Here is a 25,573-nt window from a genome sequence, read left to right as displayed (position 1 = left end):
CGAGACCGCGCCAGCGGATCGGCTCGTCGGTGGTCGAGTAGCCGGGCGCGACTGAGGTGAAGTCGCGAACGGCGTTTCGAGACCCGTCGAGATCGCCGTTTCTGCCCTTCGACATCCGGGTTCTGGCCCCGCACCCGCGGCTCGACCGCGCTCGCTGAGGCCGGAACTCCGATCTCAATGGGCAACAACACCGATCTCGGCGCTAGAAGGACCAGCCCGACCAACGCTCGACGCTGACCACGATCACCGGCCCGGTCGGCGGAGTGGCTCGGTAGGCGTCGTACCTCGCGACGAGCGGGGCGAGGTCGTAGGACTCGTGCACCTGCGCGGTCCCGTCGGCGCGGGCCCACCAGAGCTGCGACCAGTCGTCGTCGTAGACGTCGACGAGCAGGCTGACGCGGGGGTTCGCGGCGATGTTCGCCAGGCGGCGCAGGCGCGTCGTCGACTTCGGCTTGTGGTCGACGGCGGTGAGGAGGGCGTCGCCGTCGACGGCGAAGACCACCGGGACGACGTACGGCGACCCGTCGGGTGCGACGGTGGCCAGCCGGGCGACCCGGGCCGTGGCGAAGCGCTCCCGCGCCCACTCCGGCCCGCGGCGCACGGTGTCAGAGCTTCTCGACCGGCGCGTAGCGCAGCAGCAGCCGCTTGACGCCCGAGGAGCCGAAGTCGATCGAGGCGACCGCCTTGTCGGCGACACCCTCCACGGTCACGACCGTGCCGAGGCCGAAGGAGTTGTGGGTGACCCGGTCGCCCGGCTCCAGCGACGGGACCTCGCGCGACGGCTTCGACTTGGCCGCCGCGTCGGCGCGGAGCGCGGCCGACGAGAAGTTGCGTCGGCCACGGTCGGTGGGAGTACCCAGGCCGCCGGACGACCACGAGGACGAGGACGACACGTCGGGCCGCGACCAGCGGGTCTGGTCGGCCGCCGTGCGCTTCCAGTCGACCAGGTCGACCGGCAGCTCGTTGAGGAAGCGGCTGGGCGGGTTGTGCATCGGCGCGCCCCACGCCGAGCGCACCAGCGCGTGGGAGAGGAAGAGCCGCTCCCGGGCGCGGGTGATGCCGACGTACGCCAGGCGACGCTCCTCCTCGAGCTCCGTGCCGTCGCCGAGCGCCCGCGAGTGCGGGAACACACCGTCCTCGAGGCCGGTGAGGAAGACGACCGGGAACTCCAGCCCCTTCGCGGTGTGCAATGTCATCAGGGTGACGACACCTTCGCCGTCCTCGGGGATCTGGTCGGAGTCGGCCACCAGGGCGACCCGCTCGAGGAAGTCGGTCAGGCCGGGCGCCACGGTGCCGGCGTCGACGTCGGCGGGGTCGGCCGACGGTCCGGCGACCGGGTCGTCGGAGAACTCGCGGGCGACGGCGACGAGCTCGGCGAGGTTCTCGACGCGGGTGGCGTCCTGCGGGTCGTCGGAGGCCTCGAGCTCCTCGAGGTAGCCCGACCGGGCCAGCACCGACTCGAGGATGACGTCGGCGCGCTCGCCCGCGTCGACCATCGACATCAGCTCCTCCATCATCGCGACGAAGCCGCGGATGTTGGTGAGCGACCGGGTCGCGAGGCCGGGGGCCTCCTCGGCGTGGCGCAGGCCCTCCCAGAACGTCAGTCCGTCGCGCTCGGCGAGCGCGTTGACGCAGGCGACGGCGCGGTCGCCGATGCCGCGCTTGGGGGTGTTGACGATCCGGCGCAGCGAGACCTGGTCGGCCGGGTTGGCCAGCGCGCGCAGGTAGGCGAGCGCGTCGCGGACCTCGCGCCGCTCGTAGAAGCGCACCCCGCCGACGACCTTGTAGGGCTGGCCGGTCCGGATGAACACCTCCTCGTAGACACGCGACTGGGCGTTCGTCCGGTAGAACACCGCGACGTCCGAGGCGGCCCGGCCGCCGTCGACCAGCTTGTCGATCTCGTCGGAGACGAACCGCGCCTCGTCGTGCTCGTCGTCGGCGACGTAGCCGACGATCCGGTCGCCCTGCCCGGCGTCGCTCCAGAGCCGCTTGGGCGGGCGGCCCTTGTTGTGGTCGATGACCGCGTTGGCCGCGGTGAGGATCGTCTGGGTCGACCGGTAGTTCTGCTCGAGGAGGATCGTCGTCGCGTTGGGGAAGTCCTGCTCGAAGTCGAGGATGTTGCGGATGTTGGCGCCGCGGAAGGCGTAGATCGACTGGTCGGCGTCGCCGACCACCATCAGCTCGGCCGGCTCGACCCGCTCGCCGTCGAGGTCCTCCGGGTTGTCGGCGCACAGCTCGTGGACCAGCGCGTACTGCGCGTGGTTGGTGTCCTGGTACTCGTCGACGAGCACGTGCCGGAACCGCCGCCGGTAGGTCTCCCGGACCTCGGGGAACTGCCGCATCAGGTGCACGGTCGTCATGATCAGGTCGTCGAAGTCGAAGGCGTTGGCCTCACGCAGCCGCCGCTGATAGAGCTTGTAGGCCGCCGCGTAGGTCTCCTCGAGCCCGTTGCGCGCGTCCTTCTCGGCGTCGTCGGGGTCGCGCAGCTCGTTCTTCTGGTCGCTCACCCAGTTGAGGACCTGCGCCGGCTGGTAGCGCTTCGGGTCGAGGTCGAGGTCGCCGCACACCAGTGTCATCAGGCGCTTGGAGTCGGCCGCGTCGTAGATCGTGAAGCTCGACTTGTAGCCGATCCGCTCGACCTCCTTGCGCAGGATGCGCACGCACGCGGAGTGGAACGTCGACACCCACATGATCCGGGCCCGGCCCCCGACGAGCTGCTCGACGCGCTCCTTCATCTCGGCGGCGGCCTTGTTCGTGAACGTGATCGCGAGGATGCTGCCGGGATGGGCCTTGCGCTGGCTGATCAGCCAGGCGATGCGACGCGTCAGCACCCGGGTCTTGCCGGAGCCGGCGCCCGCCACGACGAGCAGCGGCGCGCCCTCGTGGACGACGGCCGCTCGCTGGGGCTCGTTGAGACCCTCGAGCAGCTCCTCCGGGGTCGGCCCCTTGCGGGCAGGCGGCTCCGGGCGCTGGGTGGCGAAGGACTCGAGACCGGGGATGATGCTCATGCTGGTCTCCAGCCTAGGTGGCCGGACCGACCCCCGGGGAATGCCCGTAGGAGATTGAAGGTTCAACAGCCGTGAAGAAGATCGGGTTCCTGTCCTTCGGTCACTGGACGCCGTCACCGCACTCCCAGACGCGGTCGGCGGCCGACGTACTCGCGCAGTCGATCGACCTGGCCGTCGCGGCCGAGGAGGTCGGTGCCGACGGCGCCTACTTCCGGGTGCACCACTACGCGCGGCAGCTGTCGAGCCCGTTCCCGCTGCTGGCGGCGATCGGCGCGCGCACCTCGCGGATCGAGATCGGGACCGGCGTGATCGACATGCGCTATGAGAACCCGATGTACATGGCCGAGGACGCCGGCGCCGCCGACCTCATCGCCGGCGGCAGGCTGCAGCTCGGCGTGAGCCGGGGCAGCCCGGAGCAGGTCATCGACGGCTGGCGCTACTTCGGCTACTCCCCCGCCGAGGGCGAGACCGACGCCGACATGGGCCGCCGCCACACGGAGGTCCTCCTCGAGGTGCTGAAGGGCGAGGGCTTCGCACGGCCGAACCCGCGCCCGATGTTCGCCAACCCGCCGGGGCTGCTGCGGATCGAGCCGCACTCCGAGGGCCTGCGCGACCGCATCTGGTGGGGCGCCGGGTCCGACTCGACGGCCCGCTGGGCCGCCGAGCTGGGCATGAACCTGATGTCCTCCACCCTCAAGGAGGACGAGTCGGGCGAGCCGTTCCACGTCCAGCAACGCAAGCAGATCGAGGTCTTCCGCGAGGCCTGGAAGGCGGCCGGCCACGACCGCGAGCCGCGGGTCTCGGTGAGCCGCTCGATCATGCCGATCGTGAGCGACGTCGATGCGATGTACTTCGGCGGCGAGGGCGAGTCGCGCGACCAGGTCGGCCACCTCGACGACTACCGGGCGATCTTCGGGCGCACCTACGCGGCCGAGCCCGACCAGCTCATCGAGCAGCTCCGCGAGGACGAGGCCATCGCGGCGTCCGACACGGTCCTGCTGACCGTCCCGAACCAGCTCGGCGTCGACTACAACGCCCAGCTGCTGGAGAACATCGTCAAGCACGTCGCGCCCGGGCTCGGCTGGCGCTGATCCTGGAAGGAGTCATCGCGTGTCCACCATCGCAGTCATCGGAGGCACCGGCTACACCGGCACCAACATCGCCCGGGAGGCGGCCTCCCGGGGCCACGGTGTCGTGTCGTGGAGCCGCCACCTGCCGGCCGCGCCCGTCGGCGGGGTCCGCTACGAGACCGGCGCCGCCGCCGACGCCGCCGCGATCATCCCCGGCGCCGACGTCGTCGTGCTCACCCTCTCGCCGCGCGGCGAGCTCGCCGGCAAGGGCACGCAGCTGGGCCTCTACCAGGAGTACGCCGCCAGCGCGGCCGAGACCGGCGCCCGACTGATCGTGGTGGGCGGCTTCTCGTCGCTGCGGCCGGCCCCGGACGAGCCGCGCTTCGCCGAGGGCGAGATCCCGGAGCAGTTCCGCGAGGAGGCGCTCGAGGGTGAGTCGATCCGCGCCTGGCTGGCCGGCTCGGCGCCGGAGGGGCTGGACTGGGTCTTCGTCAGCCCGGCCGGCGGCTACGGCTCCTGGGCGGCCGGCGAGAAGGCAGGCGTCTACCGGGTGGGCGGCGAGGTCGCCCTCTTCGACGCGGAGGGCAGGTCGGAGATCTCCGGTCCCGACTTCGCCGATGCGATCGTCAACGAGATCGAGCACCCCGAGCACCACCGGACGCACCTGTCGGTCGCCTACTGACGGTGCCGCTCAGCCGAGCGCGAGGCGCGCGGCGATGGCGAGCATGGTCAGCCCGATCAGCACGTCGAGCACCCGCCAGGCCGCCGGCCGCGAGAGCAGCGGCCCGGCCAGGCGGGCGCCGTAGCCGAGACCGGTAAACCAGACGACGCTCGCGATGCCGGCGCCGAGGGCGAACCACCAGCGGCCGCCCGCACCGTGCGTGTTGGCGATCGAGCCCAGCAGGAGGACGGTGTCGAGGTAGACGTGCGGGTTGAGCCAGGTGAGCAGCACCGCTGTCATGACGACCCGCCGCGAGCCGCGCTCCTCCGCGGCCAGGGCGCCCGGGTGGGCGGCGCGACGCAGCGAGCCGACGCCGTACCAGAGCAGGAAGGCGACGCCGAGCCAGCGCACCACGTCGAGCACGAAGCCCGCCCGGTCGACGATCACGCCGATGCCGGCCACGCCGGCGGCGATGAGCACGAGGTCGGACAGCGCGCAGACCAGCACGACCGCGCCCACGCGGTCGCGGCGCAGACCCTGGCGCAGCACGAACGCGTTCTGCGCCCCGATGGCGACGATCAGCGACAGCCCGGTCAGCAGGCCGGGGAGGACGGCACTCACGTGGGGAGACGGTAGAGGCTCAGCGCCGCGTAGCCCAACGAATCTTCCTCAGGATCGTGAAGCGATGCTTAACTGGAGCCATGGAGCCGGATCCCGCGCAGCTGGCCGCTCTCGTCGCGATCGCCGAGCTGGGGAGCTTCGAGGCCGCCGCCCGCGAGCTGCACGTGACGGCCAGCGCGATCAGCCAACGGATCCGCGCCCTCGAGCGGACCGCGGGGCAGGTCCTGGTCAGCCGAGGGACGCCGTGCCGCCCGACCCCGGCCGGTGAGCCGCTCGTGCGGCTGGGCCGACAGCTCCGGCTGGTCTACGACGAGGCCCGCCGCGAGCTCACGACCGGTGTTCCCGTCGACGTGCGCGTCGCCGTCAACGCCGACTCGCTGGCGACGTGGTTCCGGGGTGTGCTCGCGGCCGCGGCCACGTGGGAGCTCAGCGCGCTGCAGCTGCGCGTCGAGGACCAGGCGTGGTCGCAGGGCCTGCTGCGCAGCGGTGAGGTGCTCGCAGCGGTCACCAGCGATCCGGAGCCGGTGCAGGGCTGCACCGTCGAGCCGCTCGGTGCGATGCGCTACGTGGCGGTGGCGGTGCCGGCGCTCGCCGCGGTGCCCTGGGCGCGCCGGCCGATGGTCGTCTTCAACGAGAAGGACCGGCTCCAGCACGACCTGCTCGAGCGCCGCGGCACCTCAGCACCAGCGGTCGTCCACCGGGTGCCGACCTCGGCCGACTTCGCCGAGGCGGTCCGGCTGGGTCTCGGCTGGGCGCTGCTCCCGGAGGCCCAGGCGGCGCCCGGACTGGCGTCGGGCGAGCTGGTGCGGCTGGGCCGCGAGCACGTCGACGTACCCCTGCACTGGCAGCGGTGGCGCCTCGACTCGGAGCTCTTGGGGCGCGTCACCGAGGCGGTCCGGTCGGCGGCCCGGACGGGGCTCAGAGCAGTCGCCGGTCGCTCGCCCAGCGGGTGAGCTCGTGCCGCGAGGAGAGCTGCAGCTTGCGCAGCACGCTCGACATGTGGGTCTCGACGGTCTTGATCGAGATGAAGAGCTCGCGGGCGACCTCCTTGTAGGAGTAGCCGCGGGCGATCAACCGCATGACCTCGCGCTCCCGCTCGGTGAGCCGGTCGAGGTCCTCGTCGACGCTGGCGACGTCGATCGCGCCGGCGAAGGCGTCGAGCACGAAGCCGGCCAGCCGCGGGCTGAAGACCGCGTCGCCGGTCGCGACGCGGTGGATCGCCGCGACGAGCTCGGGCCCGGTGATGGTCTTGGTGACGTAGCCGCGCGCGCCGCCCCGGATGGTCCCGATGACGTCCTCCGCCGCATCCGAGACCGAGAGGGCGAGGAACAGCGGCCCGGGCGCCCGGCGCATCACCTCCACACCACCTCCGCCGGGCAGGTGCACGTCGAGCAGCACCACGTCCGGCGTACCCGCACCGATCGCGGCCACGGCCGTGTCGACGTCCTCCGCGTCGGCGACGACGGTGACGGTCGGGTCGGCGTCGAGCTCGGCACGCACGCCGCGGCGGAACATGGCGTGGTCGTCGACGATCAGCACCTTGACGGGCTCGGTCATTGCTCGTCCTCCTGGAGGGGAAGGGAGAGGCGCACCTCGGTGCCCTCGCCGGGGGTGGAGCGTACGTCGGCCGAGCCGCCGTGTCGCTTCATGCGGTCGACGATCGAGTCGGCGACCCCGTGCCGGTCGCCGGGGATGTCGTCAGGGTCGAACCCGACGCCGCGGTCACGGACGAAGACCTCCACGACCGACGGCATGATCTCCGCATAGACGTCGACCCGGTCCACGCCTGCGTGCTTGGCGGCGTTGACGATCGCCTCGCGCGCGGCCGCGACGACCGGACGGGCGGAGTCGGCGTAGGGATGGTCGCCGACCACCACGACGTCGACGGCGACGCCGTGGCTGTCCTCGACCTCCGCCGCGGCGGCCCGCAGGGCGGCCGCCACCGTGTCGGCGGTGGTCGACTCGCCGGCGTAGAGCCAGGCGCGCAGGTCGCGCTCCTGCGACCGGGCCAGGCGCGCGACGGTCGGGCCGTCGGTGGAGTTCTTCTGGATCAGCGCGAGGGTCTGCAGCACCGAGTCGTGCAGGTGCGCGGCGACGTCCGCCCGCTCCTGGCTGCGCACCCGCTCCGCGCGCTCGGCGGCCAGGTCCGACCCGAGCCGGTGGATCCACGGCCCGATCACGACCACCAGGCCGGCCACGCCGAGCAGGCCCGCCACCGTGAGGTCGCGCGCCATGTTGAGCGACCCGCCGCGCAGGGCGAAGAAGCCGAAGGCCGAGACGACCAGCACGACGCCGGCGGCGACCCGCGCGTACGACGCCCAGCCGCCGCTGCCGAAGACGACCCGGCGGGGGTCGATCCGCCCCGTCGTGTCGAGCCAGCGCTCGCGCTGGGACTCGTCGGCCTGCCGCCACAGCAGCGTCACACCCGCGACGCCGAGGGCGATCGGGACCAGCACGAAGCCCTGCCCGAAGATCGCCTCGACGACGAGCAGCCCGCCGAACCCGAGCGCGGCCAGCGCGACGGCCGGTCCCGCGTCGGCCAGCCGCCTGATCCGGCGTGGCCGGCGGCCTCCGCGGGTGGCGCTCTCCCCGCCCGGCGTGGACGTCTCGAAGGCGGAGTCGCCGGGCAGCATCAGCCAGAGGCCGGCGTAGACGAAGAAGCCGAAGCCGTGCAGGCAGGCGCCGAGCACGAACGCGGCGCGCACCCACAGCACCGGCAGCCCGAGATGGCGCGCCAGGCCGGCGGCGACGCCACCGAGGGCGGGGCTCTCGGTGTCGCGGACGGCCCTGCGTACGGCGGGCGAGACCCGGGGCGCCGGATGAGGAGTGGTGCTTGTCATGACAGGTCAATCGTCACATGCGGGATGCGCGCGGGCCATGAGGTTCGACCCCGACGCGACCCTGAACCACACCCGGGTGGGTGCGCACCGAATCAGGGCTGTCCCCGATGGTGCAGCGGGCGCCCGACGGCCAGAGTTGTTGCCATGAGCACGACCGACTCCCCTCCGCCTCCCACCGACCAGGGCCCACGGATCTCTGGTCAGGAGGCCCGCGACCTGCGCGGCCTGCGCCGCACGACCAAGGCCAGCCCCGAGGGCCGCTACATCGCCGGCGTCGCCGGCGGCCTGGCGCGCCACTTCGACATCGACCCGGTGGTGGTCCGGGTGCTGCTGGCCGTGCTGGTGTTCTTCGGTGGCGCCGGCCTGCTCATCTACGGCGCGGGTTGGCTGTTCATCCCGGAGGAGGGCTCCGAGCAGAGCACCATCCCACTCGACGAGCGGAACCGGTCCCTCGCGCTCTACGTCGCCGCCGGCCTCGCCGCCCTCGCCCTGCTGGGCGACACGATCGGCAGCTTCCACTTCCCGTGGCCGCTCGCGATCATCGTCCTGGTGCTGCTGGCCGTCCTCGGCAGTCGTGACCGGGTGAAGGCGTCGGACTGGCGGCCGTTCTCCGGGTCGCCGACCGAGCAGCCGACGACGACGTACGGGACGACGACGTACGCGACCACGGCGCCCGGCCACGAAGCACCGGCCGCTCCCGAGGCGTCGGTCGTCCCGCCCTGGGCGCCCGCGCCGCCGGCGTACGTGCCGCCGCCGAACCCGCGTCGCCGCGGCCCGATCCTCTTCTGGTTCACGCTGGGGCTCATCGCCCTCTCCCTCGGCACGCTCGGCATCGTCGACGGTGCCGGCGCCTCGATCCCCGGCTCGGCCTACCCGGCCGTTGCGGTCGGCATCAGCGGCGCGATGCTCGTTCTCGGGGCGTTCTGGGGCCGCGCCGGCGGCCTCATCCTGGTCGGCCTGCTGTCCACCCTCACGCTCGTCGGGAGCGTCGGTGCGCAGGAGTACGACGGCGACGGCGACCACATCCACGCGGTCCCCGTCGTGGCGGCCGACCTGCACGACAGCTACAAGATGGGCGCCGGCGAGCTGAAGGTCGACCTGACCCGGGTGAGCGACCTCCAGAACCTCGACGGACGCCGCCTCGACCTCAACGGCGGAGTCGGCACCATCCTGGTGACGATCCCCGACGACGTGACCGTGAGCTTCAACGGAGACGTCCACGGCCCCGGCCAGATCGAGTTCTTCGGCGACGGCCACGGCGGCATCGACACCACGATGGACCGCACCCGCGTCGCCGGTCCCGACGCACCCACCCTGACCATCGACGCCGAGCTCGGCGTCGGCAAGATCGCCGTGAGGAGCGAGTGATGACCGACGAGACGCTGGAGCACAAGATCGAGTCCGGGTGGCACCCGATCAACATCGGCCACCTGGTGATGGGGCTGGCGTTCCTGTGCTTCGTCGGAGGCTGGGCGCTGGTGCAGGCCGACGTCGTCACGGGCGACGACATCCGGTGGCTGCTGCCGATCCCCTGGCTGGTCGCCGGCGTAGTCGGGCTCGGCGCCGTCGCGATCACCGGCGCCCGGCGGCACGGGGTCCGCCGCTAGGCGATCGGCGCGAGCATGGCCCGCGCCTCGACGCCGACCGACGGGTCGTCGCTGAAGACCCCGTCGACCCCGGCGTCGAGGAAGGCGCGGGCCTGCGCGACGCTCCCCCGCAGGGTCCAGACGAAGACCTGGAGACCGGCCCGGTGCGCCTCGGCCACCAGGCCGGTCGCGGTCGTGTCGCTCTCGAGCACCATCTGACGGGCCGGGCCGATCGCGTCGGCGTACGCCGCGACGCCGTGGCAGGTGAAGGCCTGTCCGACGTCGACGAGCTGCACCAGCGGCAGCACGGTCATCGGCGAGATCGCCCGCACGAAGGAGTCGTCGAACGACTGCAGCCACACCCGCTGACCCGGCCGGTCGATCCCGTGGTCGGCGAGCGTGCCGAGCACCTGGGCCGCCATCGGGAGGCCGACAGAGGCGAAGTAGGACGGGTGCTTGATCTCGATGTGCAGGCCGAGCCGGCGGCCGGCCCGGGCCGACTCCTCGGCGACCAGGAGGAGCAGCTCGTCGAAGGTCGGGATCCGGTCGCCGAACGCCGGCGCGTGGAGCGTGTGGAGCTCGGCGAGGGTGAAGTCGTCGACGAACCAGCCCTCCATCAGCCGCCCGTCGATCACCTTGCGCGTACGCCGGTCGGCGAACTCCGCCCGGAACGGTACGTCGGTCGTCCGGCTGAGCTCCGGGTCGTGGCTCACGACCAGGACGCCGTCCCGGCTCATGACGAGGTCGGCCTCGAGGGCGTCCGCGCCGAGCCGGGCGGCGAGGCGGAAGGACGCGAGCGTGTTCTCGGGCAGGTGGCTGGGTGCGCCACGGTGTCCGATGACGAGGGGGCTCATGGCCACACCGTCCGCATCCGGGGTGACCAGACGGCCCCCTCGACCTGAACCCCCGGTGACGCTTCCGGCAAGCCTTGTGCGGACTCCTGCGACACTGCGGGGGTGACACTGCCGTCCCTCGCCTCTCTCCAGTCACTGCCGCCGTCCGATCGGCCGGACCTCCTGGCCCCTCCCGTGGCGGCCGCGCTCGCGGACTGGCCGCACGCCGACGACGTCGCTGTCGTCGAGATCGACCCGGCGATCGCCGACACGGCGGCGATGAGCGAGGCCTACGGGCTCTCGCTCGAGACCGGCGCCAACTGCATCGTGGTGGCGGGCCGCCGCGACGGCGTCGAGCGGATCGCCGCCTGCCTGGTGCGGGCCGACACCAGGCTCGACGTCAACAACGTCGTCAAGCGGCTGCTCGACGTGCGCAAGGCGTCGTTCTTGTCGACGGACCGGGCGACCGCGGAGTCGGGGATGGAGTACGGCGGTATCACGCCGCTCGGGCTGCCCGCGGAGTGGCGGCTGCTCGTCGACGCCCGGGTGACCGACATCGACGTCGCGGTCATCGGGTCCGGCGTACGGCGCTCGAAGCTGCTGGTGCCGGGGCAGCTGCTCGCCGAGCTGCCGCGGGCCGAGGTCGTCGAGGGGCTCGCGGGCTAGCTCGCGCCTACGGGGTGTCCTCCCCGCGCCAGGTGATCCCCTCGCGGATGACCCGCGCCGGCGTGCCGGCCACGGCGGTGTGCGGCGGCACCTTCTGGCCGCGGACGACCGAGCGGAGGCCGACCACGCAGCCGTCGCCGATCTCGGCGTGCCCGGCGACGACGGCGTCACGGCAGAGCCAGACGTGCGAGCCGAGACGGATGTGGGCGCCGTACGGGTTGAGCCGCTCCCCCGTCTCCAGGTCCTCGAGCCGGTGCATGTCGTCGGTCGCGATGTAGACGTCGGCGGCCCAGAGCTGGTCCCGCTCGGCGAAGACCGAGCCGCCGTTGCGCGCGTCGACGACCGCGCGGGAGGTGGCGACGACGCCGCCCACCAGGACGATCGACGACGCGGGGCCGCAGTAGAGCTCGGCGCACGACATGAACGAGTCCGGGCCGATGAAGACCGTCGCATCGTCGCCGCCGAGCAGGAACGACGACACGGCGGAGATGTCGGTCCCGAGGACGATCAGCGCCCCGGAGAACGGGTAGTAGACCATCGTCTCGAGCAGCTTCTCGGGGATCGCGAACCCGGGCCGGGCATAGAGGGCGTTGCCGTAGTCCTCCCACCACTCGGGCAGCGGCCCGCCGCTCACGGCCCGCAGGTCGAGCGCGTCGAGGGCTTCCGCCGGGACTCCGAGCGCCCGGAGCCGGGTCCGGTGGTCCTCGGCGAGCGGACCACCGAGGGACCAGGGCTGGGCGGGCATGGAGTGTTTCTACCAGTCGAGGGTGGTACAGGTTCCTCCATGACCCTGGATGACGTGCCGCAGTCCTCGGGCGGCAACGGACGCGACGAGACGGCCGCCGAGCGGATGGACCGGCTGTGGGGCGACATCCTGCAGGAGCTCCGGGTGATGCAGACCGGTGCGCAGCTGCTCTCCGGCTTCCTGCTGACGCTGCCGTTCCAGAGCACGTTCAAGGACCTCGACGGCTTCGGCAAGACGCTCTACCTCACGCTCGTCGCCCTCACCGTCGTCACCACGGCCCTGGTGATGACCGCCGTCGCCACCCACCAGAGGCTGACCGGCCGCCACGTGAAGGACCGTGTCGTGGCCATGGGCCGCGGCGTCATCCGGCTCGTGCTCCTGATGCTCGCGCTCATCCTCGTCGGCATCACCGTGTTCGTCTTCGACGTGGTCCTGGACCGTGCGCCGGCCATCATCGCCGGCATCGTCGCCGCGGTGGTCCTGGCCACGCTGCTGCTCGTGGTTCCCGAGCGGCTGCGGCGGCTCGGGTGAGGCTCCTACGCTGACCCGGTGTCCGCGCTGCCCGACCAGCTCACTCCACACCAGCGGGACCTGCTCGGGTCGTGGCTTCCCGGCGCCGTGGTGGTCGGCGACCACAGCTGGGGACTGGTCGGCACCACGGTGCTCGAGCTCCGGACACCCGACGGCGCGTCGTACGTCGCGAAGGCCGGCGACGACGCGGACCACCAGCTGGCCCGCGAGATCAACGCCCACCGCCGATGGCTGCAGCCGTTGACGTCGCTCGGCCGGGCACCCGAGCTCGTCGAGGCGGACGAAGCGGCCAAGCTCCTCGTGACGCGCTGGCTGCCCGGGCGCCTGGTCGAGGGGACCGGCGCCGAGGCAGCGGTCGAGACCTACCGGCAGGCCGGCGAGCTGCTGGCCCTCCTGCACGGTCAGTCGGCGCTGGCGGACGAGGGCGAGTTCGAGAGTCGGCAGAAGCAGGAGACCCTCGCGTGGCTGCAGGCACGGCACCGGATCCGACCCGAGGCGGTCGCCGTCCTGACCGACGTGGCGGAGGCGTGGCCGACTCCACCGTCGGTCCTCGTCCCCACCCACGGGGACTGGCAACCGCGGAACTGGCTCATGGAGGACGGCGTCGTGAGCGTCATCGACTTCGGCCGCGCCGACCTCCGCCCGGCGCACACCGACCTCGGCCGGCTCTCTGTCCAGCAGTTCCGCACCGACCCCGCCCTCGAGCAGGCGTTCCTCTCCGGCTACGGCCGCGACCCGCGCGAACCCTCCGCCTGGCTGCGCCTGCGCGTCCGGGAGGCCGTCGCCACCGCCGGGTGGGCCTACAAGGTCGGCGACGAGGCCTTCGAGCGGCAGGGGCACCGGATGGTCGCCGACGTGCTGGCGGAGGTCGGCGGCGGCTGAGCTCGTGGCCCGGCGGGTCGGCTCCGACACCCGGCCGCGCGCGCCACAGCCTGTGCACGACCCTTGCCGGCGCCGCCCCCGTGGACGACAAGGGGCCCGTCCGACGACAACGGTACGGAGACCGAGACCGTCGGTCGCCCGGGGGCCTCCAGCCGCAGCTCCCGTCGGCGTTCCCCTGCCGGGATGCGCCGGCACCGGACGATAGGTTCGCGCCCATGAAGCTCTCGATGCCCCTGCAGTACGCCGGCAACCCGCGCGAGACGGCCGACCAGGTCGCGACGCTCGAGAAGGCCGGGCTCGACCAGGTCTGGGTCGCCGAGCCGTACGGCTTCGACGCCGTGAGCCTCATGGGCTACCTCGCGGCGAAGACCGAGACCGTCGAGATCGGCGCCGGCATCCTCAACGTCTACAGCCGCACCCCTGGTGCGCTGCTGCAGACCGCGGCCGGACTCGACAACGTCTCGAGCGGACGCGCGATCCTCGGTCTCGGGGCGAGCGGGCCGCAGGTGATCGAGGGCTTCCACGGCATGCCCTACGACAAGCCGCTCGCCCGCACTCGGGAGCTCATCGAGATCCTGCGGATGGGCCTGCGTCGCGAGACCCTGAAGTACGACGGCAAGATCTTCACCCTGCCACTCCCGGACGACCAGGGGCTCGGCCTCGGCAAGCCGCTCAAGCTGCTCAACAAGCCCGAGCGCGCCGACCTGCCGCTCTACGTGGCCGCCCTCGGCGACAACAACGTCGCGATGACCGCCGAGATCGCCGACGGCTGGCTGCCGTTCCTCTTCCTCCCGGAGAAGGCGACCGACGTCTGGGGCGCGGCCCTCGCCCGCGGTGCGGCCAAGCGGAGCGCGGACCTGAAGCCCCTCGAGATCAGCGCGGGCGGCATGGTGGCCATCGGCGAGGACGTCAAGGGCCTGCTCGACTTCGCCCGGCCGACGTACGCGCTCTATGTCGGCGGCATGGGCGCGCGCGGCAAGAACTTCTACAACCAGCTCGCCCGGGACTACGGCTTCGAGCAGGAGGCCCAGGAGATCCAGGACCTCTACCTCGGCGGCAACAAGCGCGACGCGGAGGCCAAGGTGCCGCTCGAGTGGCTCGACAAGGGCAACCTCGTCGGACCGGCGTCCTACGTCAAGGAACGGATCGCTGCGTTCAAGGAGGCGGGCGTGACCTCGCTCCAGATCCTGCCCGTGGGCGAGAACCCGGCGGCGATCGTCGAGCAGGTCAAGGAGTGGATCTCCTAGCCCGGAGGCGTCACACGCACCCCGGCGGCGGTGTCCGATGGGCATCGGGGAAAACCCCGATGCACTTCGAGTGCAAAAAGTGCTGGAGTTTAGACATGCACCGAGCCGTCGCCGGAAAGCTCACCGGCCCCATCACGAAGTGGCTGGTCCTCGCGGCCTGGCTGCTGATCGTTGCCGTGGCGTCGGGCTTCGCGATGAAGCTGACCGACGTCCAGAACAACGAGGCCTCGTCGTGGCTCCCCGACACCGCGGAATCGACGAAGGCGCTCGCCAAGCTGGCCCCCTTCCAGGACCAGAACGACATCCCCACCATCGTCGTCTACCACCGGGCGAGCGGGCTGACCGCCGCCGACTTCTCCGCCATCGCCGACCAGGCCAACCGGCTCGGCGACATCAACGGCGTCGTGCCGGGCACCAACGGCCGGCCCACGGTCGCCTTCCCGACCGACGTCGCCAGCGGCCAGCAGGCGGGCCTGGTGTCCTCCGACGGGACCGTGGCCACCACCGCGCTGACGTTCAACTTCGGCGCGGACGGCTGGAACAAGCTGCCGGACGTCGCCGACAAGATGCGCGCGATCGCCACGATCGACGGCGTCGACGTCCACCTCGCCGGACCCGGCGGGCAGGCCGCCGATGCGGCCGAGGTCTTCGGCGGCATCGACGGGACGCTGCTGTTCTCAGCGCTCGCCGTCGTCATCGTGATCCTGCTGTTCACCTACCGCAGTCCCGTGCTGTGGATCCTCCCGATCTTCTCGGCGGTGGTGTCCCTGCAGACGGCCGAGGCGATCATCTACTTCCTCGCCAAGTACGCCGACCTGACGGTCAACGGCCAGAGTCAGGCGATCCTCAGCGTGCTCGTCATCGGTGCCGGCACGGACTACGCGCTGCTGCTGGTCGCCCGCTACCGCGAGGAGCTGCGCCGCCACGAGAACCGCCACGAGGCGATGGCGTTCGCGCTCCACCGCGCCGCGCCGGCCATCATCGCCAGCGCGTCGACCGTCGCGATCGGCATGCTCGTGCTGCTGTTCGCCCAGATGAACTCCACGGCCGGCCTCGGACCGGTCGCCGCGATCGGCATCGTCGTGACGCTCGTCGTCATGCTGACGCTGCTCCCGGCGCTGCTGGTCATCTTCGGCCGGTGGATCTTCTGGCCGGCCCGGCCGTCGTACGGCTCGGCCGAGCCCACGTCGACGGGGTTCTGGGCCAAGGTCGGCAACCGGATCGCGCCCAAGCCGCGCCGGGTGTGGACCTTCACGGCCGGCGTGCTCGCCGTCGCCTGCCTGGGGCTGCTGGCGCTCAACACCGGCAACATCCCGAGCGACGAGCAGTACACCAAGACGGTCGACTCGACCACGGGCCAGCAGATGCTCATCGACCACGGCCTGGTCGACAACTCGACGCCCCTGCAGGTGGTGGCCAACGACTCGGAGACCGATGCGGTCGTCGCCGCGATCAAGACGGTGCCCGGCCTCGGGACCGTCAACACCGCCATCCCGGCGGTCGGGGGCGTGAAGTACATCGAGATCGAGCAAGGGCTCGACCCGGCCACCGCTAAGGCGGCCGACCAAGTGCGGGCCCTGCGCGCCGCCGTCCACAAGGTGCCAGGGGCCGACGCCCTCGTCGGTGGCTCGGCGGCGATCTACCTCGACACGTCGAAGGCGTCCCAACGGGACAACCTCGTGATCATCCCGCTGATCCTGCTCGTGGTCCTGATGATCCTGCTCGTGCTGTTGCGGGCGGTGCTGTCGCCGGTGATCCTCGTGCTCACCGTGGTGCTGTCCTTCGGCGCCGCCCTGGGCATCGCGACGCTGATCTCGCGCTACATCTACGGGTTCGACATGGCCGACTCGTCGTTCCCGCTGTTCGTCTTCGTCTTCCTGGTCGCACTCGGGATCGACTACAACATCTTCCTGATGACGCGGGTCCGCGAGGAGACGGCGACGAAGGGCACCCGCACCGGCTCGCTCGTGGCGCTGGCATCGACCGGTGGCGTGATCACGTCGGCCGGGCTGGTGCTGGCCGGCACCTTCGCGGTGCTGGGCACGCTGCCACTGGTGTTCCTCGCCGAGCTGGCCACGGCCGTCGCGCTCGGCGTCCTCATCGACACGCTGATCGTCCGCTCGGTGCTGGTCACCGCGATCAACCTCGACCTAGGTGGCGTGATCTGGTGGCCGAGCAAGCTCGACCGGTCGGAAGCAGTCGAACCGACCCCGAAGGAGCCGGCCCGGGAGATCGTCTAGCCGGCTGGTCGACCTCCTGACCGAGGCCCGGGATCCGACGGATCCCGGGCCTCGCGCATACCCGCTGGTAACGATTCGGAAATCACCCTGATGCGGTACTAGACGTGACCGCGATCACTCGATAAGTTGCCGCGGACAACAAACGGACCCCACCGTGACCTCAGCGTGCCGAACGGGCGGCGCTACCGCGGATGCACGGCTGGGCCCCACCCGCAAGGAGGCGGTTCGCGTGAAGCGAATGCACAGCTTGGTACTCGTCGGCGCCCTCGGTGCCGCTCTTTCGCTGAGCGCCTGTGGCTCCAGCGACAGCGACGGAAGCAAGGCCAGTGGCGGCGACTCGTCCAAGGCCGGCAAGATCGGCGTCATCCTGCCCGACACGCAGTCCTCGGTGCGTTGGGAGACGGCTGACCGGCCGGCGCTCGCGGCCGCGTTCAAGGCCGCCGGCGTCAAGTACGAGATCCAGAACGCCGAGGGCGACGCGGACAAGATGACGCAGATCGCCGACAGCATGATCACGTCGGGCGTCACGGTTCTCGCGATCGTCAACCTCGACTCCGCGTCGGGCAAGGCCATCGAGCAGAAGGCGGCCTCGCAGGGCGTCAAGACGATCGACTACGACCGCCTCACCCTCGGCGGCTCGGCTGACTACTACGTCTCGTTCGACAACACCAAGGTCGGCGAGCTGCAGGGCCAGGGTCTGCAGACCTGCCTCGGTGCCGGCAACAAGAACATCATCTTCCTCAACGGCTCGCCCACGGACAACAACGCCACCCTGTTCGCGCAGGGCGCGCACAGCGTCCTGGACAAGGTCTCGACCTACAAGAACGTCGGCGAGCAGGCCGTCCCGGACTGGGACAACGACAAGGCCGTCACGATCTTCGAGCAGCTCTACACCGCTGCCGGCGGCAAGGTCGACGGCGTTCTCGCCGCCAACGACGGCCTGGGCGGCGCGGCCATCTCGATCCTCGAGAAGAACGGCCGCGCGGGCAAGGTTCCGGTCACCGGCCAGGACGCGACCGTCACCGGTCTGCAGAACGTCCTCGCGGGCACCCAGTGCATGACGGTCTACAAGTCCGCCAAGCAGGAGGCCGGCGCACTGGCCGACGCCGCCATCGCGCTCACCAAGGGCCAGAAGGCTCAGACCACGGGCACCACGAAGGACTCGACCAGTGGCCGTGAGGTCCCGTCGATCCTCCTCGACCCGCAGTCGATCACGAAGGACAACGTCAAGGCCGTCATCGACGACGGTGGCCAGAAGGCCGCCGACGTCTGCGCCGGCAAGTACGCCTCGCTGTGCCAGAAGGCCGGCATCAGCTGACCCACGCCACATGCAGGGCACCCGGGCCGTCGGTGACGGCGGCCCGGGTGTCGGCATGGCAGGACAGCTGATTCGTTGTCCCGAACAACTAAAACGTTTTCCAACAACTCCGAAGAGGTCTCCCATGACGCAGCCGCTGCTCGAGCTCCGCGGTGTCAACAAGAGCTTCGGTGTGGTCCACGTCCTCCACGACGTCGACTTCGCCGTCTACCCCGGTCAGGTCACCGCGCTCGTCGGTGACAACGGCGCGGGCAAGTCCACCCTCGTGAAGATCATCGCGGGCATCTACGGCCGCGACAGCGGGGACTTCCTCTTCGACGGCAAGCCCGTCACGGTGCACAGCCCGAAGGACGTCGCCGACCTCGGCGTCGAGGTCGTCTACCAGGACCTCGCGCTGTGCGACAACCTCGACATCGTCCAGAACATGTTCCTCGGCCGCGAGGCCAAGAAGGGCGTGGCGCTCGACGAGGTCACCATGGAGTCCCGCGCCCGCGAGACCCTCGCCTCGCTGTCCGTCCGCACCGTCAAGTCGGTGCGCCAGAGCGTGGCCAGCCTCTCCGGCGGCCAGCGCCAGACGGTGGCCATCGCCAAGGCGGTGCTGTGGAACTCGCGGATCGTCCTGCTCGACGAGCCGACCGCCGCCCTGGGCGTCGCCCAGACCCGCCAGGTCCTCGACCTCGTACGACGGCTGGCCGACCACGGCCTCGGCGTCGTCCTGATCTCCCACAACATGACCGACGTCTTCGAGGTGGCCGACCGGATCACGGCGCTCTACCTCGGCCGCGTCGCAGCCGACGTCCCGGCGAAGGACGTCACCCACCAGCAGGTGGTCGAGCTCATCACGGCCGGACGCTCCGGCAACCTCGGCATCGCCGAGAGCGCCGACACCGCCGCCGTCTGACCACCCGCGACACACGCAGGAGACTTCCATGACCGTCGACTCCAACGACACGACCCCGACGCCGCGGCCGACCGGCGGCAGCCTCGCCGACACCGACTTCGCCGGCGACAACCGCCAGGCCGCCACGCTCGGCGACGCGCTGCGCGACTACCGGAACCGCGTACGTGGCGGTGACATCGGCTCGCTGCCCGCGATCCTCGGGCTCGTCGTGCTCTTCATCATCTTCAGCTTCGCCAACGACAAGTTCCTCTCGACGCTGAACCTCGCCAACCTCATCACCCAGTCGGGCTCCATCTGCGTGCTCGCCATGGGCCTCGTCTTCGTGCTGCTGCTCGGAGAGATCGACCTCTCCGCGGGTGTCGCAGGCGGTGTCGCCGCGTCGATCACCGGCCTGATGATGACCGACCACGGCCAGCCGTGGTACTTCGGCGTCATCATCGGCATCGCAGCCGGCGCCGTCATCGGCCTCGTGATCGGCACCCTGGTCTCCAAGCTGGGCATCCCGTCCTTCGTGGTGACGCTGGCGTTCTTCCTGGCCCTCCAGGGCGTCATCCTCAAGCTCATCGGGCAGGGCGGCGCGATCGGCATCGACGACAACGTGATCCGCGGCATGACCATCAAGAACGTGCCCGTCACGCTGGGCTGGATCCTCGCGGTCCTGCTCGTCCTCGTCTTCGCCGGCATCTCGCTCAACCGGCACCGCGTCCAGGTGGCCAAGAACCTCGCCCACGACCCGTTCGTGCTGGTCATCATCAAGATCGTCGTCTTCGCGGCCATCATCCTCGGCGTCACCGCGCTGCTCAACGCCAACCGCTCGCTCAACCCGGTCTTCCCGATCGAGGGCATCCCGTGGGTGCTGCCGGTCGTCGCCGTGCTCCTGATCTTCTGGACGTTCGTCCTCACCAGGACGTCGTACGGTCGTCACCTCTACGCCGTCGGCGGCAACGCCGAGGCGGCCCGCCGTGCCGGTATCAACGTCGGCCTCATGAAGATCAGCGCCTTCGTGATCGCGTCCTCGATGGCTGCCGTCAGCGGAATCATGGCCGCGTCCTACGCGGGCAAGGTCTCGCCCTCCTCCGGTGGCGGCAACACCCTGCTGTACGCCGTCGCGGCGGCGGTCATCGGCGGCACCTCGCTCTTCGGTGGTCGCGGTCGGGCCGTGGACGCCGTCATCGGTGGCGTGGTGATCGCGACGATCGCCAACGGGCTGGGCCTGCTCAACCAGGCGGCCTACATCAACTTCCTCGTCACCGGTGGCGTGCTCCTGCTCGCCGCGAGCGTCGACGCCATCTCTCGCCGCCGCCGCTCGGCGTCGGGCGTCTGAGGCGCCGGCGGAGACGCACAGGACGACCACGATGCGCGCGCCGCGGCGGGTCGGGACGGGTACCAACCAGGAGGCCGTCCGCCGTCACAATCTCGGGACGGTGCTGCGCCACGTCCACCGGTCGGGTCAGCTCTCGCGTGCGGAGCTGACCCGCCGGATGGGCCTGAACCGCTCCACCATCGCCGCTCTCACCGGGGAGCTGGAGACGCTCGGCATCACCGAGCGCACCGGCCCGGCCCAGGAACCCGGGGAGCGGCAGGGCGCCGGACGCCCCTCGACCGGCGTACGGCTGGCCGAGACCGGCCCCTACGTCATCGCCGTCGACCTCACGGTCGACCACGCGACCGTCGCCCGCGTCGGCCTCGGCGGCCGGATCCAGCAGCGGGCGCACGCGACCACCGCCGGCCTCGCCGAGGCCTGGCAGGTCGGCGCAGCCGTCGCGACGCTGATCCGGCAGGTCGTCGCCGACGCCGCCCCCGCCGCTCCCCTGGTGGGCATCGGCATCGCGGTGCCCGGCCTGGTCCGTCGTAGCGACGGGCTGATCCGGCTCGCGCCCAACCTCGAGTGGCACGACGTGTCGTTCAGCTCGGTGGTCCTGGCCGCCCTCGGCGTCGACATCCCGATCGTCGTCGCCAACGACGCCGACCTCGGCGCGCTGGCCGAGCACGAGCGCGGTGCGGGCGTCGGCATCGACGACCTCGTCTACATCTCCGGCCAGGTCGGCGTCGGCGCCGGCATCATCGCCGGCGGCCACCCGCTCGAGGGCGTCGGCGGGTACGCCGGCGAGATCGGCCACCTCCGCTTCGACCCCTCCGGACGTCCTTGCCACTGTGGCAGCGTGGGCTGCTGGGAGACGGCGGTCGGTGGTCACGCCATCGCCGAGGCGATCGGCTGCTCGGCCGAGAAGGTCGCCCAGCTTCCCGAGCACCTGATGGCGCTCACCTCGGCCCCACCGGAGCTGCGTCTGATCGGCAGCGACATCGGACGGGGTCTGGCCTCCATCGTCAACGCGTTCAACCCGCAGCTGGTGGTCCTCGGTGGCTACTTCAGCTCGCTGTTCCCCCTCGTGCGAGACGACATCATGAGCGGGCTGTCCGGCGCGGCGATGACGGCGACCGTCGAGTCCGTCACCGTCTCACTCCCCTGCCTCGGCGACGACTCGGTGCTGCTCGGTGCCGCCGAGGCCGCGCTCGAGCCGCTCCTCGTCGACCCGGTCGGATCCGTCGGCGCGGCACTGCTCGACGTCCCGGCCCGGCTCGCGGGCTGACCGGCGGCGCGCCGGTCGACGGTGGTCGAGTAGTACGGCGCGCTCACGCCAGGTCGAGCGCCCCGGAGAACACGTCGCTGAACGACTGCTCGGCTGCGCCGATCGCGGCGGCCTCGATGCCGAGGGTGGAGAGGCGCAGCTCGGGGCGGTGCTGCGAGGGCGAGGCGAGCCGGGCGTCGAGGGCCTCGCGCGCGGGGCCGAGGACGAGCTCCCCGAGCGGGACGAAGTAGCCGCCGAGCACGACCACGGCCGGGTCGAGCACGGACGTGAGCATGGCCAGCCCGAGGCCGACGTCGCGCCCCACGGTGTCGAGGGCGCCGGCGACGCGGGCGTCGAACGCGGCCGCAGCGGCGACCGAGGTGGCCGTGGCCAGCGGCGTGTCGAGCTCCGGCAGGCCGACCTTGGCGAGCACCGCGTGGAGACCGATCGAGGCCTCCCAGCATCCGCGACGGCCGCAGCCGCACAGGGCCGTGGAGTCGCCGATCGGCATGTGGCCGACCTCGCCGGCGAAGCCGACGGCACCGCGCATCAGCTCGCCGCCGTCGACGATGCCGGCGCCGATGCCGACGGTTCCGGTCAGGTAGAGCGCGTGGTCGGTGTCGGTGGCGGCACCGTGGTGGGCCTCGGCGTACGCCGCGCAGTTGGCGTCGTTGAGGACACGGACCGGGCAGCCGAGGACCCGCTCCACGTCGGCGACGAGACCGTCGCCCGAGAGGCCGATGTTGGGGGCCCAGTCGATGGTGCGGTTGTCGCCGCGGACGAGCCCGGGGACGGCGACGGTGCCGGAGACGAGCACCTCACCGTGCCCGGTGACCTCGCGGCGCGCCCACGCGGCGAGCGCGAGGAGGGCCTCGACGTCACCGGAGGAGTCGACGGGTCGGGTGGCGCTGAGCCGGACCTCGCCGGCGAGGTCGAGCACGGCGACAGCGACGTAGTCGACGTTCAGCTCCAGACCGAGGCCGAGGTAGCGCTCGCCCGAGAGCGCGACGGGAGTGCCGGGGCGGCCGCGACCGGTGACGACCGACTCGGACTCGGAGACCGCGCCCACGGCCTCCAGGCCGGCGACGATGACCCCGACGGTGGCCTTCGCGAGGCCGGTGCGCTTGGCCAGCTCGGCCCGGGTGGCCGGGCCGAGCTGGCGCAGACTGCGCAGGACGATCGACGTGTTGCGCCGCCGCAGCCCCTCGGTGGAGCTCGGACTGCCAGCGCGGTCAGCCGTCGTCGTCATGGGCGGAGGGTACGGCTCAGCGAACGCCGTAGAGGTGCTCGAGCGCGAGCTGGTCGAGCTTCTCGACCGCCGCGCCCTGGGCGCCGAGGACCTCCGGGTCGGGGAGCTCCCACTCGAGGAACTGCTCCCAGCCCTCGCCGGCGGCGAGGGTCGGCTGGGCGAGCTCGGGCAGCTTGGCGGCCTCGAGCGCGGCCTGGACCTCGGGGTCGGCGCGGAACGCCTTCACCTTCTCGCGCAGGATGAGGTAGTTGCGGATGTTCGCCTCGGCGGTCACCCAGACGCCGTCCTCGTCCTCGACGCGCGACGGCTTGTAGTCGAAGTGGACGACGCCGTCGTAGCCACCGGCGAGCAGGGTGTCGACGACCCAGAAGGCGCCGCGGACGTTGCCGGCGCCGAAGCGCAGGTCCTGGTCGTACTTCGGACCGTTCTGGCCGTTGAGGTCGATGTGGTAGAGCTTGCCGGACCACAGCGCCTGGGCGTAGCCGGCGGCGGCGTTGAGGCCGGCCATCTCCTCGTGGCCGATCTCCGGGTTGACGCCGACCAGCTCGGGACGCTCGAGCTCGTTGATGAACGCGAGGGCGTGGCCGATCGTCGGGAGCAGGATGTCGCCGCGGGGCTCGTTGGGCTTCGGCTCGATGGCGAAGCGCATGTTGTAGCCCTTGTCGGTGACGTACTGGCCCAGGATGTCGAAGGCCTCCTTCATCCGGTCCAGGGCGACGCGGGTGTCCTGCGAGGCGCCGTACTCGGCACCCTCACGACCGCCCCACGCGACGTAGACCTCGGCGCCGAGCTCGGCGGCCAGGTCGATGTTGCGCATGACCTTGCGGAGCGCGTAGCGACGGATGTCGCGGTTGTTGTTGCTCATCGCGCCGGCCTTGAAGATCGGCTGCGAGAAGAGGTTGGTGGTCGCGGTGGTGACGACCAGGCCGGTGTCGGCCAGGCCCTTCTTGAACCGCTCGATGATGGCGTCGCGCTCAGCGTTGGAGGAGCCGAACGGGATGACGTCGTCGTCGTGGAAGTTGACGCCGTAGGTGCCGATCTCGGCCAGCTTCTCCAGCGCGTGGACGGTGTCCATGTGCGGGCGGGTGGCGGTGCCGAACGGGTCGACGCCCTGCCAGCCGACGGTCCAGAGACCGAAGGAGAACTTGTCTTCCTTGGTCGGAGCGGGGATCTCGATGCTCATCGTGGGTGCCTCTCTTGTGGTGGGTCTTGCGTAGATCTGGAGCTGGGTCAGGCGTCGCGCAGCGCCGCGTAGGCCTCGCGCACGCCGGGAGTCGGGTCGGCCTCGAGGGTCTCGGTGTCGGGCAGCTGCCACTGCGGCAGCGACCCGGTGAGCGCCCACGCGGCCTGGCGGGCGGCGCCGAGGGCGACGTACTCCCCCGACGGCGGAAGGACGACGGGACGGCCGAGGATCGCCGGTGCGAGGGCACGTACGGCGGCCGACTTGGTGGCGCCACCGACCATGAGGATCCGCCGCGGCTCCTGCCCGGTCGCGCCGACGACGAGGTCGACGGCGTCGGCGAGGGAGCAGAGCAGCGCCTCGAAGGCAGCCCGGGCGAGGTCCTCGCGCGTGGTGCGCGGCGTGAGGCCGACCCAGGTTCCGGTGGCGTCGGGACGGTTGGGGGTGCGCTCGCCGCCGTAGTAGGGCAGGAAGGTCACCCCGCGGGACCCGGCCGGCGCCTGGAGCGCGAGGCGGGCGAGCTCGTCGTGGTCCACCCCGAGCCACTTCGCCTGGAGGTCGAGGATCTGCGCGGCGTTGATGGTCGTGGCCATGGGGAGGTAGCCGAACGCGGCGTCGGCGAAGCCGGTGATCGCGCCGCTGCCGTCGGCGACCGGGACGGCGCTGATGGTGGACGCGACGCCCGAGGTCCCGATCGAGATCAGCACGTCGCCGGGCTCGAGGCCCATCCCGAGCGCGGCGGCGGCGTTGTCGCCGGTTCCGCCCGCGATCGGAGCGCCGCCGGCCATCTCGGCGCCGGCCGTGCCCGGCTCGACCAGCCGCGGGAGGTCGATCTCGTGGCCGATCGCGGCGGCCGCGAGGTCGGGGCGCCACTCGCCCTTGGCGGTCGCGAAGTAGCCGGTGCCCGAGGCGTCACCGCGGTCGGTGAACGCCGTCGTACCCGGCGCCGCGACGTGACGCGAGACGTAGTCGTGCGGGAGCAGCACCTCGGTGACACGTGCAGCGTTGTCCTGCTCGTGGTCGCGCACCCAGCGCAGCTTGCTCGCCGTGAACGACGCGACCATGACGCTGCCGATCACGTCGGCGCAGGCCTGCGGGCCGCCCAGCTCCTCGATGAGGTCACGGGCCTCCTGGGCGGAGCGGGTGTCGTTCCAGAGGAGCGCGTCGCGCACCGGCTCGCCGGCGGCGTCGAGAGCGACCATGCCGTGCTGCTGGCCGCCGACGGAGATCGCCGCGGCGCGGCCGAGCAGGGGCCCGGCGGCCTCGTCGAACGCGGCCAGCCAGGCCCGCGGGTCGACCTCGGTGCCGGCCGGGTGGGGGGCGCTGCGCTGCTCGACGACGGTGCCGTCGGAGGCGTCGACGAGGAGGGCCTTGGTGGACTGCGTGGAGGAGTCCACGCCTAGGACGTGCGTCACAATCACTATT

The 25,573-nt window shown here is 71.7% G+C and carries 24 protein-coding genes; 14 read left to right on the top strand and 10 right to left on the bottom strand.

Features of this window, described 5'->3' with window-relative positions; translation table 11 throughout:
- Window positions 1–202: 202 nt before the first annotated feature.
- A complete protein-coding gene (locus tag QDS12_RS05765; RefSeq protein ID WP_279877630.1) occupies window positions 203–601 on the bottom strand; it encodes a TIGR03668 family PPOX class F420-dependent oxidoreductase in 399 nt (132 codons plus the stop codon).
- 4 nt (window positions 602–605) lie between these two features.
- Complete coding sequence (gene pcrA / locus QDS12_RS05760; protein ID WP_279877628.1) at window positions 606–3,008, bottom strand: DNA helicase PcrA; 2,403 nt, start codon at window positions 3,006–3,008, stop codon at window positions 606–608.
- A 71-nt stretch (window positions 3,009–3,079) separates the two neighbouring features.
- Here pcrA and QDS12_RS05755 point away from each other — a divergent pair, with 71 nt between their 5' ends.
- Entirely contained in the window at window positions 3,080–4,099 is a 1,020-nt protein-coding gene (locus QDS12_RS05755; RefSeq protein ID WP_279877627.1) for an LLM class flavin-dependent oxidoreductase, read from the top strand.
- A gap of 19 nt (window positions 4,100–4,118) precedes the next feature.
- Window positions 4,119–4,760: an NAD(P)H-binding protein gene (locus QDS12_RS05750; protein WP_279877626.1), complete on the top strand. Its 642-nt coding sequence runs from the start codon at window positions 4,119–4,121 to the stop codon at window positions 4,758–4,760.
- Between the two features lie 9 nt (window positions 4,761–4,769).
- Here QDS12_RS05750 and QDS12_RS05745 read toward each other — a convergent pair whose 3' ends face one another.
- Window positions 4,770–5,360, bottom strand: a complete 591-nt coding sequence (locus tag QDS12_RS05745; protein WP_279877625.1) for a LysE/ArgO family amino acid transporter — start codon at window positions 5,358–5,360, stop codon at window positions 4,770–4,772.
- 80 nt (window positions 5,361–5,440) lie between these two features.
- Here QDS12_RS05745 and QDS12_RS05740 point away from each other — a divergent pair, with 80 nt between their 5' ends.
- Window positions 5,441–6,313, top strand: a complete 873-nt coding sequence (locus tag QDS12_RS05740) for a LysR family transcriptional regulator ArgP (RefSeq protein ID WP_279877623.1) — start codon at window positions 5,441–5,443, stop codon at window positions 6,311–6,313.
- Here QDS12_RS05740 and QDS12_RS05735 read toward each other — a convergent pair.
- Window positions 6,279–6,917 (bottom strand): response regulator transcription factor, encoded by a 639-nt coding sequence (locus QDS12_RS05735; protein WP_279877622.1) that lies wholly within the window; start codon window positions 6,915–6,917, stop codon window positions 6,279–6,281. The two genes, QDS12_RS05740 and QDS12_RS05735, sit on opposite strands and share 35 nt — an antisense overlap.
- The gene (locus QDS12_RS05730; RefSeq protein WP_279877621.1) at window positions 6,914–8,200 is read right to left on the bottom strand and encodes an ATP-binding protein; all 1,287 of its coding nucleotides are present in this window, start codon (window positions 8,198–8,200) and stop codon (window positions 6,914–6,916) included. Before QDS12_RS05730 ends, QDS12_RS05735 begins: the two co-directional genes overlap by 4 nt.
- A 144-nt stretch (window positions 8,201–8,344) precedes the next feature.
- On the opposite strand from QDS12_RS05730, the gene QDS12_RS05725 reads away from it, so the two are divergent.
- Both QDS12_RS05725 and QDS12_RS05720 read left to right on the top strand, forming a co-directional pair.
- Complete coding sequence (locus tag QDS12_RS05725; RefSeq protein ID WP_279877619.1) at window positions 8,345–9,568, top strand: PspC domain-containing protein; 1,224 nt, start codon at window positions 8,345–8,347, stop codon at window positions 9,566–9,568.
- Window positions 9,568–9,807: a hypothetical protein gene (locus QDS12_RS05720; RefSeq protein ID WP_279877617.1), complete on the top strand. Its 240-nt coding sequence runs from the start codon at window positions 9,568–9,570 to the stop codon at window positions 9,805–9,807. The genes QDS12_RS05725 and QDS12_RS05720 overlap by 1 nt, the downstream gene beginning before the upstream one ends.
- On the opposite strand, the gene QDS12_RS05715 is transcribed toward QDS12_RS05720, so the two are convergent.
- Window positions 9,804–10,640, bottom strand: coding sequence for a glycerophosphodiester phosphodiesterase family protein (locus QDS12_RS05715; protein WP_279877616.1), 837 nt, complete (start codon window positions 10,638–10,640; stop codon window positions 9,804–9,806). The two genes, QDS12_RS05720 and QDS12_RS05715, sit on opposite strands and share 4 nt — an antisense overlap.
- A 102-nt stretch (window positions 10,641–10,742) precedes the next feature.
- Here QDS12_RS05715 and QDS12_RS05710 point away from each other — a divergent pair, with 102 nt between their 5' ends.
- Window positions 10,743–11,285: a YbaK/EbsC family protein gene (locus QDS12_RS05710; protein WP_279877614.1), complete on the top strand. Its 543-nt coding sequence runs from the start codon at window positions 10,743–10,745 to the stop codon at window positions 11,283–11,285.
- A 7-nt stretch (window positions 11,286–11,292) separates the two neighbouring features.
- Here the strand turns inward: QDS12_RS05710 and QDS12_RS05705 are convergent, their stop codons facing one another.
- Window positions 11,293–12,030 (bottom strand): hypothetical protein, encoded by a 738-nt coding sequence (locus QDS12_RS05705; protein WP_279877613.1) that lies wholly within the window; start codon window positions 12,028–12,030, stop codon window positions 11,293–11,295.
- A gap of 39 nt (window positions 12,031–12,069) precedes the next feature.
- On the opposite strand from QDS12_RS05705, the gene QDS12_RS05700 reads away from it, so the two are divergent.
- From QDS12_RS05700 to QDS12_RS05665, 8 genes are all read left to right on the top strand, one after another.
- Entirely contained in the window at window positions 12,070–12,561 is a 492-nt protein-coding gene (locus tag QDS12_RS05700) for a DUF6328 family protein (RefSeq protein WP_279877611.1), read from the top strand.
- Window positions 12,562–12,579: 18 nt separating this feature from the next.
- Entirely contained in the window at window positions 12,580–13,443 is an 864-nt protein-coding gene (locus tag QDS12_RS05695) for a phosphotransferase (RefSeq protein ID WP_279877608.1), read from the top strand.
- 215 nt (window positions 13,444–13,658) lie between these two features.
- Entirely contained in the window at window positions 13,659–14,690 is a 1,032-nt protein-coding gene (locus QDS12_RS05690; protein WP_279877607.1) for an LLM class F420-dependent oxidoreductase, read from the top strand.
- Between the two features lie 95 nt (window positions 14,691–14,785).
- Window positions 14,786–16,930: an MMPL family transporter gene (locus QDS12_RS05685; RefSeq protein WP_279877606.1), complete on the top strand. Its 2,145-nt coding sequence runs from the start codon at window positions 14,786–14,788 to the stop codon at window positions 16,928–16,930.
- Between the two features lie 238 nt (window positions 16,931–17,168).
- Window positions 17,169–18,248, top strand: coding sequence for a substrate-binding domain-containing protein (locus tag QDS12_RS05680; RefSeq protein WP_279878468.1), 1,080 nt, complete (start codon window positions 17,169–17,171; stop codon window positions 18,246–18,248).
- Between the two features lie 124 nt (window positions 18,249–18,372).
- Entirely contained in the window at window positions 18,373–19,149 is a 777-nt protein-coding gene (locus QDS12_RS05675; protein ID WP_279877604.1) for an ATP-binding cassette domain-containing protein, read from the top strand.
- Window positions 19,150–19,177: 28 nt separating this feature from the next.
- The gene (locus tag QDS12_RS05670; protein WP_279877602.1) at window positions 19,178–20,473 is read left to right on the top strand and encodes an ABC transporter permease; all 1,296 of its coding nucleotides are present in this window, start codon (window positions 19,178–19,180) and stop codon (window positions 20,471–20,473) included.
- Between the two features lie 31 nt (window positions 20,474–20,504).
- Window positions 20,505–21,740 carry an ROK family transcriptional regulator gene (locus QDS12_RS05665; protein ID WP_279877601.1) on the top strand — a complete coding sequence of 412 codons (1,236 nt, stop codon included), beginning with the start codon at window positions 20,505–20,507 and terminating at the stop codon, window positions 21,738–21,740.
- 43 nt (window positions 21,741–21,783) lie between these two features.
- Here QDS12_RS05665 and QDS12_RS05660 read toward each other — a convergent pair whose 3' ends face one another.
- From QDS12_RS05660 to xylB, 3 genes are read right to left on the bottom strand one after another with little or no spacing between them, the layout of a single operon-like run.
- Window positions 21,784–22,968: an ROK family transcriptional regulator gene (locus QDS12_RS05660; protein ID WP_279877599.1), complete on the bottom strand. Its 1,185-nt coding sequence runs from the start codon at window positions 22,966–22,968 to the stop codon at window positions 21,784–21,786.
- A 16-nt stretch (window positions 22,969–22,984) separates the two neighbouring features.
- Window positions 22,985–24,151 (bottom strand): xylose isomerase, encoded by a 1,167-nt coding sequence (gene xylA, locus QDS12_RS05655; RefSeq protein ID WP_279877598.1) that lies wholly within the window; start codon window positions 24,149–24,151, stop codon window positions 22,985–22,987.
- A gap of 47 nt (window positions 24,152–24,198) precedes the next feature.
- Window positions 24,199–25,563, bottom strand: coding sequence for a xylulokinase (gene xylB / locus QDS12_RS05650; RefSeq protein WP_279877597.1), 1,365 nt, complete (start codon window positions 25,561–25,563; stop codon window positions 24,199–24,201).
- Between the last annotated feature and the right edge of the window lie 10 nt (window positions 25,564–25,573).

The sequence above is a fragment of the Nocardioides sp. CER19 genome (assembly GCF_029846275.1).
Classification (GTDB): Bacteria; Actinomycetota; Actinomycetes; order Propionibacteriales; family Nocardioidaceae; genus Nocardioides.
The sequence above is the reverse complement of the archived record's forward strand: the minus strand, read 5'-3'. Positions and strand labels throughout refer to the sequence as shown.